This window comes from Streptomyces alboniger (assembly GCF_008704395.1).
Taxonomy (GTDB): domain Bacteria; phylum Actinomycetota; class Actinomycetes; order Streptomycetales; family Streptomycetaceae; genus Streptomyces; species Streptomyces alboniger.
Genome location: NZ_CP023695.1, coordinates 7,486,917 through 7,504,866, shown reverse-complemented (window position 1 = coordinate 7,504,866; position 17,950 = coordinate 7,486,917). Strand labels below are relative to the sequence as shown.

The following is a 17,950-nucleotide window of genomic DNA, read 5'->3' as shown; positions in this document are numbered from 1 at the left end:
GCCGCGCTCCTACGGTGGCTGAATGGCCATCAGGTACCTTTCGCGCTCCTCCACCGTAAGCACCGCGGCGCTCGCGCTCGGCGCTCTGGTCCTCCTGTCCACACCGGTCTCGGCCACCGACGTCCCGGCCGAGCCCGCGCCGCCGCGGCCGCTTCCCGCGTACACGTCCGTCCTCCTCGACCGGCCGGGCGTCCAGGTCCGTCCGGGACCCAACGCACCCGGGCTGCCCGGTGGCGTCACCGCGCTCGCGTGGCTGGTGGCCGACGCCCGTACGGGCGAGGTGCTCGCCGCCAAGAACGCGCACCGGCCACTGCCGCCCGCCTCCACGCTCAAGTCGCTCTTCGCCCTGACGGCGCTCCCCCGTCTCGACGCCGACCGGCGGCACGTCGTCACCGAGCAGGAGCTGGACCACGTCGGCGACGGGAGCAGCCTGGTGGGCGTGGCGCCCGGCCGCGCCTACCGCGTCGCCGACCTGTGGCGCGGGGTCTTCCTCAGCTCCGGCAACGACGCCGTGCACGTCCTCGCGGGGCTCAACGGCGGGCTGCACAAGACCGTTGAGCAGATGCGCGCCAAGGCCCGCGAGCTGGGCGCCCGGGACACCCACGTGGTGTCGCCCGACGGTTATGACGCCGCAGGGCAGGTCTCGTCGGCGTACGACCTGGCGGTCTTCGGCAGGGCGGGGCTCGCCGACCCGGAGTTCTCCCGCTACTGCTCCACGCCTGTGGCCAAATTCCCGGCCGGCGGCTGGTCGTACCGCATCCACAACACCAACCGGCTGCTGACCGGCGCCGACGGCGTCGCGCCCTACCCCGGCCTGCTCGGCATCAAGAACGGCTACACGAGCCACGCGGGTTCCACGCTGATCAGCGCGGCCCAGCGCGGCGGGCGCACCCTCGTCGTGACGGTGATGAACCCTCGGACGGGCGGGGCGCGTGCCGTGTACGAGGAGGCGAGGTCGCTGCTCGACTGGGGGTTCGCGGCGGCCGGGAAGGTGCGGCCCGTGGGTTCGCTGCTGCCGCCGCCGAAGGCGACCCGCACCGCGTCGGGACCCTCGCACGCCGCCGCGCAGGCCACCGCCCTGTCGGGGGAGCCGGACGGTTCCGACTGGCCCGCGGTGCTGATGGTCGCGGCGGGCTCGGTGGTCGTGCTCGCGGGCGTGCTCGTGGCGCTGCGGCGGCGGGCGGTCGCGCTGGCCCGGCGCAGAAGCGCGAGAAGGAGGTTCGTCGAGTGAGCGAGGGGCGCGGGGCGCGGGCAGGCGGGGAGGCCGTGGGCGCTATGGCGGGGGTGCGCAGGCCCCTGTCAGACACCGCCGAGCAGACGTGAGAGGTCCTGGTCGAGGTCCAGGGTCGGCTCCTCGCCGCCCGCGGGCACCGCGGCGTACGACCGCGTGAGGAAGCGGCGCAGGTCGATCTTGTCGAACTGCACGAGGGCCAGCCCTTCGTGGGAGTGGAACTCCATCACCGTCCGCGCCCGGCCGCACGGCCAGATGTGCACGTCACCGGCGCCCGACGGGGCGCCGAGCCCGTCCTCCAGGAGCTGGCGCGCGAAGATCCAGGTGACCTCCATGCCGTCGAGGGAGGCCTCGGAGGGGAACGTGATCCGGACCGCCAGCGGGTCCTCGGCCGAGTAGCGCAGGACCACGGGCAGGCCGTACTCACGTCCGTCCGGGGCGATGAGGCGGGCGCGGGTGGGCTGCTGGAGGGTGACGGCCATGATCGAGCTCCACTTCTGCGTTTTTCCAGTTCTCGGGATCCGCTCGGGGGATCCCTGTGCCCGTACGACCCCGTGAGGAGGGGTGCCATTACGGCAACACGCCAAGAGATCCATGTGACCTGCGTCACTTGCGTCGCATCAGTCACATATACACATCCGACCCGCCTGCCGGTGCGGTCGAGCCGTTCTCCTCGCCTGTCCATGTGCCCGTCCGTGTGCCCGTCACAGCGGAGTGCACACGTGGATTCGTGGAACAGCAGTCCCAGCCGGTCGTGCGCCGCGACCCCTCCCGTTGCAGGATGGCCCCATGCTGCTCGCCCGGCTCGCACACGTGTCCAAAGAAGTGGCCGCCACCTCCGCGCGGTCCCGGAAGATCGCTCTGCTCGCCGAGTTGTTCCGGGCGGCGGAGCCGGAGGACGTGCCGGTCGTCATCCCCTATCTGGCGGGGCGGCTGCCCCAGGGGCGGCTCGGCATCGGATGGAGCACACTCAAGGACGCGGGAGCGCCAGCCGACGAACCGACGCTCACCGTGCGCGGCGTCGACGAGGCGCTCACGGCGATCGGCGCGGTGTCCGGTACTGGCTCCCAAGCGGAACGCAGGCGCCTGGTGGGCGCGTTGATGGGCGCCGCCACCGCGGACGAGCAGCGGTTCCTGGTCGGACTGCTCACGGGCGAGGTCCGGCAGGGCGCCCTGGACGCCGTCGCTGTGGAGGGCCTCGCGGTGGCCACGGAGACCCCGGCGGACGCCGTGCGCCGCTCGGTCATGCTCGCCGGCGCGGTGAGCCCCGTGGCGCAGGCGCTGCTGACGCGCGGACCGGAGGCACTGCACGAGTTCCGGCTGACCGTGGGACGTCCCGTCCTGCCGATGCTCGCGCACGGCGCCACGTCGGTCGCCGAGGGCATCGACAAGCTCGGCGCGTGCGCGGTCGAGGAGAAGCTGGACGGCATCCGGGTGCAGGTCCACCGCAGCGGAGACGACGTACGCGTCTACACCCGCACCCTGGACGACATCACGGACCGGCTGCCCGAACTGACGGCTGCCGCACGTGAGCTGAAGGGCGAGCACTTCATCCTGGACGGCGAGGTCATCGCCCTGGACGCCGAGGGGCGCCCGCGGCCCTTCCAGGACATCGCGGGGCGGGTGGGGTCGCGCGTGGACGTCGAGGCCGCGGCGGCGGGTCTGCCCCTGTCCCCGGTCTTCTTCGACGCCCTGTCCGTGGCGGGCCGGGACCTGCTCGGCCAGCCGTTCGCGGAACGGCACGCGGAACTGGCCGCCCTGGTCCCCGAGCCGATGCGGGTACGGCGCACGGTGGTGGACGCCCCCCAGGACGAAGGGCAGCGCGGCGAGGCCCAGGAGTTCTTCGAGGCGACGCTGGGGCGCGGTCACGAGGGGGTCGTACTGAAGTCGCTCGACGCCCCGTACAACGCGGGCCGCCGGGGCGCCTCCTGGCTGAAGGTCAAGCCGGTGCACACCCTGGACCTCGTGGTGCTGGCCGCCGAGTGGGGCCACGGCCGCCGCACCGGCAAGCTCTCCAACCTCCACCTGGGCGCGCGGCGACCCGACGGGACGTACGCGATGCTCGGCAAGACGTTCAAGGGCATGACGGACGCGATGCTCGCCTGGCAGACCGAACGCCTCCAGGAGCTGGCGGTCAGCGACAACGGCCACGTCGTGGAGGTGCGTCCCGAGCTGGTCGTCGAGATCGCCTACGACGGCCTGCAACGCTCCACGCGCTACCCGGCCGGCGTCACCCTTCGCTTCGCCCGCGTTCTGCGCTACCGCGAGGACAAGCCTCCGGAGCAGGCGGACTCCGTCGAAACGGTGCTGGCCCGGCGGACCCCGTGATCCGGTCCGCCACCTCTCGGCTCGATCCGGCACCGGGGTGGCTATCGCATAATTTTGCCAACACTTAACCCCGATAGGGTGACACCACGGGATGATCACCTATCGCACAAGGGGAAAGCTGTGCCCGCATCACGCCTCGGCCGTACGCCGCTTCCAGGCATCGGCATCCGGTACGACCTGACGACCCGAGAACACCGGCGCCTGTCGGTGGTCGCGCACCGGGACGGAGCGCGGACGCTCAGTGCGTACCGCTCCGACGATCCGGACGAGTGCGCCCTGTCGCTGCGGCTGAGTTCGGGTGAGGCGGAAGCGCTGATCGACGCGTTGATGCCCTCGCACCACAGCCCCACTCTGCTGCACACCACGGACCTCGGCCTGGTCGCGGAGCGGGTCCTGCTGTCGGCCACCTCGTACTGGAACGGGCGGCTCCTCGGCGAGACCCGGATGCGGACCGAGACGGGCGTCTCGATCGTGGCGGTCCTGCGGCGGGCCGACGCCATTCCCTCGCCGGCCCCCGACTTCCGCCTGGCGGGCGGTGACACCCTCATCGTGATCGGCACGCGCGAAGGCGTGGAGACCGCCGCGACGATACTCGGGCGGGAGTGATCACATGCACTCCGCTGTCTTCCTCATCGAGTTCGGCGCGATCATCCTGGCCCTCGGGCTGCTCGGCCGCTTCGCGGGGCGCTTTCAGTTCTCGCCGATCCCGCTCTACCTCCTCGCGGGGCTCGCGTTCGGCGAGGGCGGTCTCCTGCCGCTCGGCGCGAGCGAGGAGTTCGTCGCCATCGGCGCCGAGATCGGCGTCATCCTGCTGCTGTTGATGCTCGGGCTCGAATACACGGCCAGCGACCTCGTCAGCAACCTCAAGACGCAGTATCCGGCCGGTCTCGTCGACTGCACGCTGAACGCCCTGCCGGGCGCGGTCGCCGCGCTGCTCATGGGCTGGGGTCCGGTCGCCGCCGTCGTACTCGCCGGGGTCACGTGGATCTCGTCCTCCGGCGTCATCGCGAAGGTCCTCGGGGACCTCGGGCGGCTCGGCAACCGCGAGACGCCGGTCATCCTCAGCATCCTCGTCCTCGAAGACCTGGCGATGGCCGTCTACCTGCCCATCATCACCGCCCTGCTCGCGGGCGTCGGCTGGGCCGCGGGCAGCCTCACGCTCGCCATCGCGCTCGGTGCGGCCGGGCTCGTCCTCTTCCTCGCGGTGCGCTACGGACGGCTCATCTCCCGCTTCGTCTCCAGCGACGACCCGGAGAAGCTGCTCCTGGTGGTGCTCGGTCTGACCATCCTCGTCGCGGGGATCGCGCAGCAGCTCCAGGTGTCCGCGGCCGTCGGCGCCTTCCTGGTCGGCATCGCGCTGTCCGGTGAGGTCGCCGAGGGCGCGCACTCGCTGCTCGCGCCGCTGCGGGACCTCTTCGCGGCCGTCTTCTTCGTCTTCTTCGGACTGCACACCGATCCGGCGAGCATCCCGCCCGTACTGCTCCCGGCGCTCGCACTCGCCGTCGTCACCGCCCTGACGAAGATCGCCACCGGTTACTGGGCGGCCCGCCGCGCGGGCATCTCCGTGAAGGGCCGCTGGCGGGCGGGCGGCGCCCTGGTGGCACGGGGTGAGTTCTCCATCGTCATCGCGGGCCTCGCGGTCGCCGCCGGCATCGAACCCTCACTCGGACCGCTGGCCACGGCGTACGTCCTGATCCTCGTGATCGCGGGCCCCCTGACCGCCCGATACACGCAGCCCATCGCGGGTTCCGTGGCCGGTCTCCTCACCCGCCGACGCGAGGCCGCTGCCGAAACGGCGCTGGTGCCCGGCCCTCGGGGGCCGGTCGAGTCCCTGGACGGCCAGGACGTGCCGGACCGGCCCTGAGGAACGCGGGGTCCGAGGTACCGCTGTGGCCTACGCGGGCAGGGGGGTGCACTTCGGGCAAGTCCGGGACTCGGCTCCCCCCGCCGTCCCGGCGCCTGGCACGATGCTCCTCATGACCTCAGGGCCCGCGTTCCGCCTCGCACGAGCCGCCGTGTTCGCGGCCGTGTGCGTCGTGACGACGGCCTTCGGTCATGCGCTGATGTCCGGCGCCTCGCTGCCCTGGTGGGCGGTGGGCTACGCGTTCGCCGCCACGTCGGCCGCCGCGTGGTGGCTGACGGGGCGCGAGCGCGGGGCGCCGACGGTCATCGGCGCCACCGTCGGGGCGCAGCTGGCTCTGCACGAGCTGTTCGGCGTGGCGCAGCGGATGGGCCCGCCACCCGTACCGGCCGGTGACGGCATGAACCACATGAACCATCCGATGCCGATGCCGGCCGCCGATGCCGCCGCCGGTGCCATGCCGGACTCGGGCGCGTCCCACTGGGTGATGGCCCTGTTCGGGCACAGCGCCTCCGGCATGTTCCTGGCCCACCTCCTCGCCGCGCTGATCTGCGCCCTGTGGCTGTGGCGCGGCGAGGCCGCCGCGTTCCGCACGGGACGCGCGCTCGCCGCTGCCGCCTTCGTACCGCTGCGGCTCGTCCTCACGGTCCTCGTCGCCGCCCTCCCTCCTTCGCCGCCCCATGTCGGCACGCTCGTGCCCGTGCCGCGGCTGCGCGGGGCCCTGCTCCCGTACGACGTCTCCCGCAGAGGTCCACCGGTCCTTCCGGTCAGTTCCTGAAACCGCCCGCACCCCCTTGGTGCCGGGCGGATCTTCGGCGTTCGCGCGCCGTTCCTCGAACTCTCTTGACCGAAGGACCTTTTGCGATGACTCCTACCCTTTTGCACTCTGGGCGCCGCCGTGACCAGGCCCGGGACGACCTCATCACCGAGTGGGCGCTCGCCGCCCGTGACGGCGACGCCGCGGCGTTCGAGCGGTTCGTGCGGGCCACCCGGCTCGACGTCTGGCGTTTCGTGGCCCACCTCAGCGGCGACCTGCACGGCGCCGACGACCTGACCCAGGAGACGTACCTGCGCGCCCTGACCGCGCTGCGCGGATACGCGGCCCGCTCCTGCGCCCGCACCTGGCTGCTCGCGATCGCGCGCCGGACCGTCGCCGACCGTTTCCGCACGGCGGCGGCCCGGCCCCGGGTGGCGGACACAGCCGACTGGCAGGTGGCGGCGGAGCGCGCGCAGCCGCGCGGGCTGCCCGGGTTCGAGGAAGGAGTGGCCCTGCTCGACCTCCTGCGGACGCTCGACGCACCGCGCCGCGAGGCGTTCGTGCTGACCCAGCTCGCCGGGCTGCCGTACGCGGACGCCGCGGACGTCGCGGGGTGCCCGGTCGGCACGGTGCGCTCGCGGGTGGCGCGGGCACGCGAGCGGGTGACCGCGCTGCTGGTCGAGGCGGACCGGGCGGCCTGAGCGGCCGACGGGCAGGGAGTACCGCGGAAGTTGTACGCCCCGCGGCGCTACCGCGGTGGATGGAGACGCCCGTCAACCGCTGGTTGATCGAAACCTCAACTCCCGGGTTGACGAACGCGAATTCGCCGCGAAGTAGCTTCTGTCCGTGCGCCGGGGCGGGCGGGGTCCAGCAGGGCCCGGGCCGCTTCGGCGCACGACAACCGACAGTGGGCGGGATCGACGACGACCGAAGTACCGGCACGCGCGCCGCGATGAGTGCGCGTGCCGCGTCAGGTGCCGCCCTCGACCCCAAGGGGGAACCATGCGTTCGAACATTCTGGCGAGGACACTGATCAGCGCCACCGCCGTCGTCGGCATCGCCGCCGGGAGCCTGGCGGGGGCGGCCACCAGCTTCGCGGCGAGCGAGACGGTCGCCAAGCCCGTGGTCAGCGCCGAGGCCGTCACCCCGGCCGCGGTGAACAACCTGGGCCTGAGCGCCGCCCAGGCGAAGAACGTCCAGCGCTGGCTGAAGACGTACTGGGGCTACACCGGCTCGATCGACGGACAGCTGGGCACCAACAGCTGGAAGGCCTTCCAGCGCTGCCTGAAGGCGAACTGGGGCTACACCGGCTCGATCGACGGCGTCCCCGGCACCAACACCATCAAGGCGTTGCAGCGTCTGCTGAAGCACAGCTGGGGCTACACGGGCGCGATCGACGGGATCGCCGGGGCGGGGACGAAGGCCGCGTTCAAGCGCTTCGCCAACGCGGTCTAGTGACCGCGGTCGGGCGGCGTGCCCTGGCCGGCGCGCCGCCCGACGGCGCGGACGCCGCTACCGGGGCGTCTCGCGTACGAACAGGGTGACCGACACGCTCGCCTCGAAGCCGTTGCTCCGCATCAGCGCGGCCGACGCGGTGTTACGGGACTCCACGTCGGTCACCACGGCACTCGCGCCCGCTTCCGTGAGCGTCGCGCAGCAGGCCTTCACCAGTCGGCTCGCGACGCCCTGGCCCTGGTACTCGGGGGCGCTCGCGATCCACTCCAGGTTGCCCCAGTCGGCACGCTGGTCGAAACCCATCGAGCCGAGCACGAACCCGGCGAGCCGCTCTCCGTCGAGCGCCACCCAGCAGGCGGACGCCTCGCTGTCGAGGTGGCCCGCGATCGCCGAGAGCGACCAGGACGTATAGGGCTTCACGGAGGTGTCGTAGACCCTCCGGCCCAGCGCGAGCACATCGGCCAGATGGGTGGCCGTCATCGGCGCGAGACCGATCACCGGGCGCTCGGGCGCGGCGGGGGTGGGCATGGGGCCTCCCAGGGGGCGGGTGCGGCGCTCGGCCGCGGCTTCGTCCACCTCACGCTATGAGGCGCCCCCTGGTCACGCATGCCGAGCGGGACGTGGCGGGGGTGCGCGAAGGGGACGAGCCGCGCCCGGCGGCAGGCGGCGGGGGCGCGGACGCGGACGCCCCCTCCGGGGGCAACTCGCCCGTGCGGACAGTCCTTTGATCAGTTGGACGGCCGTCCTGGGCACCGCTCGGCAGCCTCTATCGTGGACCGCATGTCCGTTCCTGAGCTGATCCGCATCGTCTCCCGCTCCTCACCCATGGCCCTGGCCCAGGTGGAGCGCGTCCGTGCCGAACTCGCCGCGCAGCATCCCGGCATCCGTACCGAGGTCGTGCCGGTGACGACCTCCGGGGACCGCTGGATGGGCGATCTGGCGCACCTCGGCGGCAAGGGGGCCTTCACCAAGGAGGTCGACGCGGCGCTGCTCGCCAATGAGGCGGATCTCGCGGTGCACTGCGTCAAGGACGTGCCCGCGGACCGGCCGCTGCCCGCGGGGACGACGTTCGCCGCGTTCCTCAAGCGGGACGACATCAGGGACGCGCTCATCCACCCCGGCGGGCTCACCCTGGACGAGCTGCCCGCGGGCACCCGCATCGGCACGTCATCGGTGCGCCGCCGCGCTCAACTCGCCGCATCCCACCCCGAGTTGGAGTGCGTACCGATGCGCGGCAACGCGGGGCGCCGCCTGGAGAAGCTCGCCGCGGGCGACGCCGACGCGCTGCTGCTCGCCCAGTCCGGCCTCGAGCGCATCGGCCGCCCCGACCTGGCCAGCGAGATCCTGTCGGTGGAGACGATGTGCCCGCCGATCGGGGCGGGGATCCTCGCCCTCCAGTGCCGCGAGGACGACACGACGACCATCGACGCGGTGTCGGGCCTCGGCGACAAGGACGCCTGGCGGGAGGCGACGGCCGAGCGCATGTTCCTGCACGTCCTGCAAGGCCACTGCAACTCCCCGATCGCCGGGTACGCGCGTTCGGAGCGCAGCGGTGACCTGTCACTGCGCGCCTGCGTCTTCACACCCGACGGCAAGACGGTGCTCAACGCGCACGAGTGGGCGGGCCCGCTCGACCCGGCGACGCTCGGCACGTCCGTGGCCGTCGCCCTGCTGCGCCAGGGCGCCCGGGAGCTGATCGACGGCATCGCTCACTGACACCCGCCCCGCCCCGTTCCGAACTGGGCGAGAAACGCTCTCCCTGGTGCTCGCGGTGGTAGGAGTACTGCTGCTGGCCCCCTTCCGAGGGTGGCGTCTTAGCCGCGGGCGCGTCGTGGTTGCGCGCGCAGTTCCCCGCGCCCCTTCGGGGCGCTCCTGGCGGGGCGCCCCCTCCGGCGCGGGAAGGGTTGCCTGAGCGACGCAGATCACCGGACGACCGCGAACGTCTGATCACCCCCGCAGGACAAAGGCATATGTCACAAGCAACACCGCATCGGGTGTTGCCAAATCCCTTACGAGCCCCCTCCCGCTGTGCGAAAGTCGTTAGCGGTCCACCACCCGCCAAATCGGTCGCACCGCACCTCCACCGGAGCACCCATGCCGTCCCATGTCTTCGCGGACCACGCCGCCGCCCAGCCGCCGGAGCGCGGCGCGGTCGACGCGCTGATCTCGCAGACGCGCCGGCTCCGCGGCGACGTCGACGCCGTACGGCGCGAGGCCGTGGCCGACCAGGGAGACCCGGCGGGGCGCTGGCAGCGAGCCCTCTGCGATCTGGCCGTCCACCAACTCGACGACCTCGACGACCATCTCGCCCAGCTGCGGGACGGCCCGCCGCGGGCCGAGGGAGAGCCCGCGGCGCCGGCCGCGCACCGGCCCACCGATCCGTCCCGGCCCACCGATCCGCGCCGAGGATCGCTCCTGAGCCGGGTGGGCAGCGCCGAGTGGAACCTCCTCACCGACGAGGCCAGCTGGTCCTGCGAGCTGTACGCCATCCTCGGCCGCGACCGGGCCGCTCCCCCGCTCTCCCTCGACGAACTCCCCTCCCTTGTCCACGCCGACGACCAGCCCCTGCTGACCGCGATGGTCACGGACTGCCTGGTCGACGGAAAGCCCATCGACGGCGAGTTCCGTATCGTGCGGCCCGGCGGGGACGTGCGCCAGGTGCACATGATGGGCGAGCCCGTCCTCGCCGCCGACGGCTCCACCGCCTCCATGTGGGCGGTCCTGCGGGACGTCAGCGAACTGCGGCGCAGCCAGCGCGTCCTGCGCGAGACCCAGGAATCCCTGCGGCGCCGCCGCGAGATCGAGCAGACCGAGCACCGGCTCGCGGTCGAACTCCAGGAGGCGGTCCTGCCGCCGTGGCGCGGCGCACTGCGCTTTCCGCACAACGGCCCCGCCCGGCTCGACCTCGCCGCCCACTACCTCCCCTCCTCGGTCGGCTCACTCATCGGAGGCGACTGGTTCGACGCGATGGAACTGCCCGACGGCCAGGCCCTGTTGAGCGTCGGCGACCTCACAGGGAACGGCGTCACCGTGACCTCCGGCATGGCGATGCTGCTCGGCGCGCTGCGCGGCATGGCGGTCGCGGGCGCCCCGCCCGGCCGGCTCATGGGCTGGCTCAACGACCTGCTGGACGCCACGGCCCAGCCCGCTCTCGGCAGCGCGATCTGCTGCCGCTACGACCCCGCCACCCACCGGCTCGCCTGGGCGCAGGCCGGACACCCCGCGCCGCTGCTGTTCCGCGGCGGGACGGGGCGCGCGCTGACGCCGCCGTCCGGCGTGCTGCTCGGCGCCGCCTGTGGAGCGGCGTACGAACAGGCCGAGGAACAACTGCTGCCCGGAGACCTGTTGTTGTTGCACACCGACGGCCTCGTGCCGCGGCATGACAGGGACGCGGCGACGGACCTGCTGCTCTCCCTCGCCCCCCGGCTCACCGAGGCACGCACGGCACAGGACGGCGTGCGGGCCCTCGTCGAGGAGTTCGGTGAGGCCGCGCGCGAGGACGACGCCTGCCTGTTGATCGCTCGCTGCTGAGTGAGTGGTTACACCCTCGCTGTCCTCCCCGCCCCCCTGACTCCCTTGGCGCCCCTCGGCAGCGCGTGTTTGATCTCCTCGCGCAGGTCCTTGATCTTCGGGTATCCGGCGTAGTGCGCCGTCAGGCGGTACATCTCGCGCAGCCGGTCCCAGGTGCGATGGGAGGAGTTGGCGCCCATCGACACCAGCGCCAACCGCGCGTACCGGTCGGCCTGCTCGGGGTCGTCGGCGATGAAGCAGGCCGACGCCAGCGAGATGTAGTCGAAGATCTGCGACCGGTCGTGCCCCTTGGCCCGCAGCTCGATGGCCGCCTTGGCGTGCCGCTGCGCGATGTTCGCCGCGGCCGGTTCGTGGTCGGCGAGCGTGCGGTAGGCGAGGGCCTGCATGCCGTGCAGGTCCGCCTCGTCGAACATCTGCATCCAGCTCGGCGGCGGCACGTCCCCCTTGTCGGAGACGAAGAGGTCCTCGGCGAGACCGAGCGTGCGCCGCATCGCCTGACCGTGCCCCATCGACGCCTGCGCCCAGGCCTCGATGGTGTACAGCATGGCCCGGGTGCGGGGCAGGGCCTCCTCCCCCGCACCCGACTTGGCGAGCTTCATCAGGTCCAGGGCGTCGTCCGGCTTGCCGAGGTGCACCATCTGGCGCGCGGCCCGCGACAGGGCCTCCCCCGCGCGCGGGCGGTCGCCGCCCTCGCGTGCCGCGTGCGCCGCGATGACGAAGTACTTCTGGGCCGTGGGCTCCAGGCCGACGTCGTGCGACATCCAGCCCGCGAGGACGGCGAGGTTGGCGGCGACGCCCCACAGGCGGCGCTGGAGATGGTCGGGGTGGCGGTAGGCGAGCATGCCGCCCACTTCATTGAGCTGGCCCACGACGGCCTTGCGCTGCAACCCGCCACCGCGGGCCGCGTCCCAGGCGCGGAACACCTCGACCGAGCGCTCCAGCTCCTCGATCTCCTGCGACCCGATGGGTGCGGCCTCATAGCGGTCGAATCCGGCGGGGTCGGCGTGCAGGGGGTCGGTGAGACGGGGGGCGTCGGCCGCGAGGGCCGGATCGGTGTGCAGCCAGTCGTGCATGGCGCTGCTGAGTGCGGAGCCTGCGGCAAGCGCAGCGCCCGCGCCCACCAAGCCGCGTCGGTTGAGCATGAGGTCCATTCCCGTGAATTCGGTGAGGACCGCGGCTGTCCGCTCGGGCGCCCACGGCACGCCGTCGGGGTGCTCCACACTCCCGTCGCCGCGCCGCTTCCCTGGGCGCCCGTGCCGGACCAGACCTAGATCCTCAATGGTCACGACACGGCCGAGACGCTCGGTGAACAGAACAGCCAGCACCCTCGGCACCGGATCGCGCGGGATCTCCCCCATGTCGATCCACCGCCGCACCCGCGAGGTGTCGGTGGCCAACTGGAGGTGGCCCATCGCCGCCGCCTGCCGGTTCACCAGTCTCGCCAGCTCACCCTTGGACCAGCCGGCCAGGCCGAACAGGTCCGAAAGGCGGGTGTTGGGTTGTCCGTTCACGTCAAGCCCCCAGGTTCTCGGCTGAGTTGACAGTAACCCTCTGTCAGTTGCTGAGCGACTATTCGCCAGGGTTCGCCAGGGTGCGCCAGATGGTGTGCCAGGGGAGGCCGGGTGTCAGGTAGGAGTGCGCCACCCCGACCCGGTCGCCGCAAGGCACTCCCCAGGGTGCTCCCGACGCGATCGGGGCGGGAGGCGCACGCAATTCACAGGCACACGAAGGGATCTGTATCGCCCATGTACGCAGCATCGTCCTCCGTGTCCGCCCCGCCCCGGCCGCTCCACCCGTGCCCCCCGGCTCCCCGGGGCCGGGAGGTGCCCCCTTCCCCGGGGAGCGGCCCCTACTTGGAGGCTCTGCGGCCCGGCGCCGCACAGCTCGGCGCCGGCCGGACGCGTCGCGTGCCGGGATCCGGCACTCAACCGCTCAGCGGGAGACTCGACTTGTCCGGCCCCCAGGGGGCGCAACTGCGCACCGCGATTGCTTCGGTGCACCGCATCTGCCCGGAGTTCAATCCCGTGCAGGTGCTCCGCCGGAGCGGGCGCAGCGTCCTGCTCGTCGGTACGGCGGGGCGGGGTGCGGCCGTCGCCAAGTGTTTACTGGACCACTCCCCCCTGTGGACCGACCGGATCCGGCACGAAATAGCGGCCTACCGCTCGTTCGTCCGGCACCGCCCGCCCGTGCGGGTACCTCGTCTGATCGCCGCCGATCCCGAGGACTGCACGCTGGTGATCGAGCGGATGCCGGGGCGGGTGGCGGCACTCCAGCGACACCCCATCGAGGCCCCGCCGCGGGCGGACATCCGGGCGGCGCTCGGCTCCGTCCTGCGGCTGAACCAGTGGCGACCGCCGACGGAGATGTTCGGCAGGCCGATGGACTACGGCCGGCGGATCTCCCGCTTCCACGAGCTGGGGCTGCTGACGGACCGTGACATGGGTGACTTGCAGAAGCTGCTGCACGGCATCGCGCACTCGGCCGTCCACCAGGGCGACGGGCCCGAGTCCATGTGGCAGTTCTCCCACGGCGACGCCCTGCTCTCGAACATCCTGCTCTCGCCCGCCGGGCCCGTCCTGGTCGACTGGGAGCACGCGGGCTGGTATCTGCCGGGCTACGACCTGGCGACGCTGTGGACGGTGCTCGGTGACGCGCCGGTGGCGCGGCGCGAGATCAGTCAGCTGGCGCAGTCGGCGGGTCCCGCGGCGAGGGACGCGTTCCTGGTGAATCTGATGCTGGTGCTGACCCGCGAGATCCGTACGTACGAAACGGCCGTGCAGCGCTCGATGCACGAATCGGCCCCGGCGGCGGCCTCGGGCCCCGTCCACCCCGGTGCCGTACCGTCCGGCGAGGAACAGCGGCTGCTGCTGAGGCGGCTGCACGACGACTGCCAGATGGCCCGCCGGGCCGTGCGGGCGGCGGTCGGCACGCGCTGACGGGGGCAGAGGTCCGCGGTGCGCCCAGGGCACGGGCACACCGCGGATTTTTGTATGCCTCTGGTCTATGTCCTCGGGAATGGCACACCGGCCTATGCCTCTGCCGGCCCCCGCTCCCCCACTTCCCTGGTGCCTTGATTCCGGCTCCTCCGAACAGGTGGCTTCCACGCTGCTCATTGGTCCACGCCACTGACGCGTCGCAGGCGGTGGGGCCTGCCCCGGCGAAAGTCCGCCCTTGACCCGCCGGGACCGAGGCTGACATGGGAAATCACTTGTCCTGGGCATGATTGACGGATCGTCGGAGAGCCGGTACCACTGACGCACGCCCGGCCCCGCACGCCCCGTCACGCTTCATCGGCCCTGAAGTCCCAGGAGGCTGCATTGCGAGGAACCACCGCCCGTACCTCGTCGGCGCGCAGACGCACCATCAGGACGGCGGGCGCCCTCGCGTCGGCCGGGCTGCTGGTGCCGCTCCTCGGCGCGGCCCCGTCGTCCGGCGCTCCGCGACAGGCGTCCGCCACCGATCTCCAGGGCGCCTTCGCGTCCGCCGCCGCCGAGTACCGCGTGCCTCAGAGCGTGCTGCTCGGCGTCTCCTACCTCCAGTCCCGCTGGGACGCGCATGGCGGCGCGGCCAGCGTCACCGGAGGCTACGGCCCCATGCACCTCACCGACGCGCGCACCGCCCTGGCCTCGGCCCCTCACCACAGCGAGGGCGACGAGGACCCGCGCGGCGACACCTCGCGTCCGATGCCGCCGCCGAGGGCGGAAGTGCCCGCGGAGTCCGATCTTCCGGCGCGGCTGAGGACGTTGCCCCGCGCGGCCGAGCTGACCGGCATGCCGGCCGAGGAGCTGCGTACCGACGCCGCCGCGAATGTGGAGGGCGGCGCCGCCCTGCTCGCCGCGGCGCAGAAGAAGCTCGGCAAACCGCTGAGCGCCGACCCGGCCGACTGGTACGGCGCGATCGCCCGCTTCTCCGGGGCGGACGACGAGGCGACGGCGGCGACGTACGCCAATGATGTGTTCGCCGTCATCCGCGACGGCGAGCGGCGCACCACGGACGCGGGCCAGCGTGTGGCTCTCCCTGCGGAGCCCGGTCTGCGGCCCGACGCGGCGCAGCTGAAGCGGATGGGGCTGCGCGAGGCGGCCCCGGGTGAGACGGAGTGCCCGAAGACGGTGTCGTGCGAGTGGATCCCGGCCCCGTACGAGGAGTTCAAGGACCCGGGCGGCAATCCGGACTACGGCAACCACGACAAGTCGAACCGGCCCAAGAGCCAGAGCATCGACTCGATCATCGTCCATGACACCGAGGGCCGGTGGGAGGGCGTCCTGAACATGGTGCAGGACCCGACCTATGTGTCGTGGCAGTACACCCTGCGCTCCACGGACGGCCACATCGCCCAGCACGTGAAGGCCAAGGACGTCGCCTGGCACGCGGGGAACTGGTACGTGAACGCCAAGTCGATCGGCCTGGAGCACGAGGGCTTCCTGACCGCTCCCGACACCTGGTACACGGAGGCCATGTACCGCACGTCGGCCCGGCTGGTGAAGTACCTCGCCAAGAAGTACGGCATTCCGCTGGACCGGCAGCACATCCTCGGCCACGACAACGTCCAGGGCACCGTCCCCGCCACGATCCCGGGGATGCACACCGACCCGGGCCCGTACTGGGACTGGCAGCACTACTTCACTCTGCTCGGCAAGCCGTTCCACCGCACGGCGGGCCCGAGCGGCGGTCTTGTGACGATCGCTCCCCAGTACTCCGAGAACCGGCCGGAGTACACGGGCTGCGCCAAGCCGGGCGAGAAGTGCGTGCCGCACGGTTCGGCGGCGGTGCGTGTCCACACCGAGCCGCGTGACGACGCGCCGCTGATCAAGGACATCGGCAAGCGGCCGGGCGGCCAGCCCTCCACGATCGACGTCAACGACGTCGGGGCGCGGCTCTCCACCGGCCAGCAGTACGCGGTCGCGGACCGTCAGGGCGACTGGACCGCCGTCTGGTATCTGGGTCAGAAGGCGTGGTTCAAGAACCCCGGGAAGCAGCGCACCGCGGTCGACGCGAAGGGGTTCGTGGTGACGCCCAAGGAGGGCGCGAGCGAGATCCCGGTGTACGGGCGCGCGTACCCGGAGAAGGAGGCGTACCCGGCGGGCGTCCCCGTCCAGCCGGTCACCCCGCTGCCGTACCGCATCCCGGCGGGCCAGAAGTACGTGACCGGCGACAAGGTGCCGGGCGAGTACTTCTACGCGCCGACGTTCGACACCGCGCGGCACACGGTGGTGCGCGGCAAGGACATGTACTACGTGATCCAGTACGGGCACCGCATCGGGTATGTGCGGGCCGCGGATGTGCAGGTGGTGCGGTCGGGTTCGTGAGGCCGTGGGACACGGCCGGCTCCGGGTCCGCGTGAGCGGCCCGGGCCCGGCGGGGGCGGTCAGACCTGCTGGAAGAGCTCCGCGGGCAGCGGCTTCAAAAGCGCGTACAGATCGTCGGTGATCGGCCGGTCCCAGGCGGCGATGGTCACCAGGACGTTGTCGCTGCGGTCGAACTGCACGCATGAGATGCGGCTCTCCGACAGCTTCAGGCGGCGCACGATGAGGAGGTTGTCGCCCTGCATCACCGGCATGTCCTCCGCGGAGACGACCGTGACGTCCTCCTCGTTCTCCAGGGCGATGAGCAGCTGGGCCACCTCGAAGGGGACCTCGCCCTCGGCGGTCTCCCGCGCGGGGGAGCCCTTCGGGAGGTTGCCGATGATCATTGCGGGGCCGCGGCCGCCGAAGAGGTCGTAGCGCAGGAAGACGCCCTGGCAGCTGCCGTCGGGGGCGGGCAGCAGGCCCGCGCCGAGATTGCCGGGCCAGTCACCGGGATCCATGGCCAGGACATCGAAGTCCGGGCCCGCGGGGGTGGCGGAGCTGCGGCGGCGGAGGAAGGACATGCGCCCATGGTACGTGGCCCGCCGGGCGTTCCGGCGCGGGGGCGCGTGCCTCGCGGGGGCGCGGGGAGCGGCGCGGGGGAGGGCTCGACCGCGGCGACACAGGCGGTGGGCATCGGGCTGCCCGGGGCGACCCGGGAGACCCTGTCCGGGCCGACCCGGGCATAATGGCGCCCCCTCGACAGCGGAGTCCCCCACATGACGGACGTATGCGTGCTGGACTACTGGCGCGCGGGCCTGAGTGACGTACCGGACGAGGTCTGGCAGCGCCCGCGTCTGGAGGTCCTGATCCTGGCCGACAACGCGCTGACGCGGCTGCCCGCCCGCATCGGCACGCTCAAGGCGCTGCACACTCTCGACCTCGGGCACAACAAGCTGCGCACGGTCCCGGCCGGGCTCGGCGACCTGTCGTCGCTCAGCCGCTGCCTCTATCTGCACGACAACGCGCTCACCGAGCTGCCCGCGTCCCTCGGCCGCCTCACCCGGCTCGCGTATCTGAACGTCGGGGAGAACCGTCTGACCGCACTTCCCGAAACGCTGGGCAGCCTGGCGGGACTGGTGGAACTGCGCGCCCAGCACAACGCGTTGACCCGGCTGCCGGAGACGATCGGCACCCTCACCGCGCTGCGCGAGCTGTGGCTGCGCGGCAACCGTCTGCGGCAACTGCCCGCGTCCATGGGCGACTTGACGGCATTGCGCGAACTTGACCTGCGCGAGAACGCGTTCACGGCCGTCCCGGCGGCCCTGCGCGGCCTTCCTCTCCTGCGCCGCGTCGACCTGCGCGCCAACCACCTCACGGAACTGCCCGACTGGGTGGCGGAGTTGCCGGCGCTGGAGAAGCTGGACCTGCGCTGGAACGACATACGCGTCAGCGACCGGCTACTGCGGGCCCTGGAGGCCCGGGGCTGCGTGGTCCTGCGCTGA

The 17,950-nt window shown here is 72.3% G+C and carries 16 protein-coding genes; 12 read left to right on the top strand and 4 right to left on the bottom strand.

Going from position 1 to position 17,950, the window contains the following annotated elements; all coding sequences use genetic code 11:
* Positions 1-22: 22 nt before the first annotated feature.
* Complete coding sequence (locus CP975_RS32800) at positions 23-1,231, top strand: D-alanyl-D-alanine carboxypeptidase family protein (protein WP_055528939.1); 1,209 nt, start codon at positions 23-25, stop codon at positions 1,229-1,231.
* 68 nt (positions 1,232-1,299) lie between these two features.
* Here the strand turns inward: CP975_RS32800 and CP975_RS32795 are convergent, their stop codons facing one another.
* Entirely contained in the window at positions 1,300-1,713 is a 414-nt protein-coding gene (locus CP975_RS32795) for an SsgA family sporulation/cell division regulator (protein WP_055528941.1), read from the bottom strand.
* A 307-nt stretch (positions 1,714-2,020) separates the two neighbouring features.
* Between CP975_RS32795 and CP975_RS32790 the strand changes: the two genes are divergently transcribed.
* The 6 genes from CP975_RS32790 to CP975_RS32765 all read left to right on the top strand — a co-directional run bounded on the left by CP975_RS32790 (position 2,021) and on the right by CP975_RS32765 (position 7,632).
* Complete coding sequence (locus tag CP975_RS32790) at positions 2,021-3,559, top strand: ATP-dependent DNA ligase (RefSeq protein ID WP_055528943.1); 1,539 nt, start codon at positions 2,021-2,023, stop codon at positions 3,557-3,559.
* Between the two features lie 120 nt (positions 3,560-3,679).
* Positions 3,680-4,165: a cation:proton antiporter regulatory subunit gene (locus tag CP975_RS32785; RefSeq protein WP_030775806.1), complete on the top strand. Its 486-nt coding sequence runs from the start codon at positions 3,680-3,682 to the stop codon at positions 4,163-4,165.
* Positions 4,166-4,169: 4 nt separating this feature from the next.
* Positions 4,170-5,423, top strand: coding sequence for a cation:proton antiporter (locus tag CP975_RS32780; RefSeq protein WP_246201707.1), 1,254 nt, complete (start codon positions 4,170-4,172; stop codon positions 5,421-5,423).
* Positions 5,424-5,535: 112 nt separating this feature from the next.
* The gene (locus CP975_RS32775; RefSeq protein WP_055528950.1) at positions 5,536-6,198 is read left to right on the top strand and encodes a hypothetical protein; all 663 of its coding nucleotides are present in this window, start codon (positions 5,536-5,538) and stop codon (positions 6,196-6,198) included.
* 86 nt (positions 6,199-6,284) lie between these two features.
* Entirely contained in the window at positions 6,285-6,878 is a 594-nt protein-coding gene (locus CP975_RS32770) for a sigma-70 family RNA polymerase sigma factor (protein ID WP_055528946.1), read from the top strand.
* 301 nt (positions 6,879-7,179) lie between these two features.
* Positions 7,180-7,632: a peptidoglycan-binding domain-containing protein gene (locus CP975_RS32765; RefSeq protein ID WP_150477651.1), complete on the top strand. Its 453-nt coding sequence runs from the start codon at positions 7,180-7,182 to the stop codon at positions 7,630-7,632.
* 57 nt (positions 7,633-7,689) lie between these two features.
* On the opposite strand, the gene CP975_RS32760 is transcribed toward CP975_RS32765, so the two are convergent.
* Positions 7,690-8,160, bottom strand: a complete 471-nt coding sequence (locus CP975_RS32760) for a GNAT family N-acetyltransferase (protein WP_150477650.1) — start codon at positions 8,158-8,160, stop codon at positions 7,690-7,692.
* A 252-nt stretch (positions 8,161-8,412) separates the two neighbouring features.
* Here CP975_RS32760 and hemC point away from each other — a divergent pair, with 252 nt between their 5' ends.
* On the top strand, positions 8,413-9,348 hold the full coding sequence (hemC, locus tag CP975_RS32755; RefSeq protein ID WP_055535730.1) for a hydroxymethylbilane synthase: 936 nt from the start codon (positions 8,413-8,415) through the stop codon (positions 9,346-9,348).
* Positions 9,349-9,726: 378 nt separating this feature from the next.
* On the top strand, positions 9,727-11,163 hold the full coding sequence (locus CP975_RS32750) for a PP2C family protein-serine/threonine phosphatase (protein WP_055535728.1): 1,437 nt from the start codon (positions 9,727-9,729) through the stop codon (positions 11,161-11,163).
* An 8-nt stretch (positions 11,164-11,171) separates the two neighbouring features.
* On the opposite strand, the gene CP975_RS32745 is transcribed toward CP975_RS32750, so the two are convergent.
* Positions 11,172-12,674 carry a DNA-binding protein NsdB gene (locus CP975_RS32745; protein ID WP_055535726.1) on the bottom strand — a complete coding sequence of 501 codons (1,503 nt, stop codon included), beginning with the start codon at positions 12,672-12,674 and terminating at the stop codon, positions 11,172-11,174.
* 234 nt (positions 12,675-12,908) lie between these two features.
* Between CP975_RS32745 and CP975_RS32740 the strand changes: the two genes are divergently transcribed.
* Complete coding sequence (locus CP975_RS32740) at positions 12,909-14,099, top strand: aminoglycoside phosphotransferase family protein (protein ID WP_055535724.1); 1,191 nt, start codon at positions 12,909-12,911, stop codon at positions 14,097-14,099.
* Positions 14,100-14,480: 381 nt separating this feature from the next.
* Positions 14,481-16,469, top strand: coding sequence for an N-acetylmuramoyl-L-alanine amidase (locus CP975_RS32735; RefSeq protein WP_055535722.1), 1,989 nt, complete (start codon positions 14,481-14,483; stop codon positions 16,467-16,469).
* A gap of 59 nt (positions 16,470-16,528) precedes the next feature.
* Here CP975_RS32735 and CP975_RS32730 read toward each other — a convergent pair whose 3' ends face one another.
* Positions 16,529-17,029, bottom strand: coding sequence for a hypothetical protein (locus CP975_RS32730; RefSeq protein WP_055535720.1), 501 nt, complete (start codon positions 17,027-17,029; stop codon positions 16,529-16,531).
* A 195-nt stretch (positions 17,030-17,224) separates the two neighbouring features.
* Here CP975_RS32730 and CP975_RS32725 point away from each other — a divergent pair, with 195 nt between their 5' ends.
* Positions 17,225-17,950, top strand: coding sequence for a leucine-rich repeat domain-containing protein (locus CP975_RS32725; RefSeq protein ID WP_199783034.1), 726 nt, complete (start codon positions 17,225-17,227; stop codon positions 17,948-17,950).